Source organism: Bacillus sp. 220_BSPC (assembly GCF_001054655.1).
In the GTDB taxonomy this organism is placed as follows: domain Bacteria; phylum Bacillota; class Bacilli; order Bacillales; family DSM-1321; genus Peribacillus; species Peribacillus frigoritolerans.
The window spans coordinates 1-235 of record NZ_JVPL01000058.1 but is presented as its reverse complement, the minus strand read 5'-3'; the positions used below and the strand labels follow the sequence as shown (position 1 = coordinate 235).

At 53.2% G+C, this 235-nt stretch carries 1 tRNA gene; it reads left to right on the top strand.

The window, feature by feature from the left end:
* Nucleotides 1–71 precede the first annotated feature (71 nt).
* Nucleotides 72–148 (top strand) — tRNA-Ile (locus tag ADA55_RS03600).
* The last annotated feature ends 87 nt before the right edge of the window (nt 149–235 follow it).

Sequence of the window (235 nt, the reverse complement as noted above, 5' to 3'; positions counted from 1 at the left end):
TGGCTAGAGCGTACGGTTCATACCCGTGAGGTCGGGGGTTCGATCCCCTCCGCCGCTACCAATAAATATAAGGACCTTTAGCTCAGCTGGTTAGAGCAGACGGCTCATAACCGTCCGGTCGTAGGTTCGAGTCCTACAAGGTCCACCATATTCATTTTTTTAAGCCGTGGAGGTATACCCAAGTTCGGCTGAAGGGATCGGTCTTGAAAACCGACAGGGGAGTCAAATCCCGCGG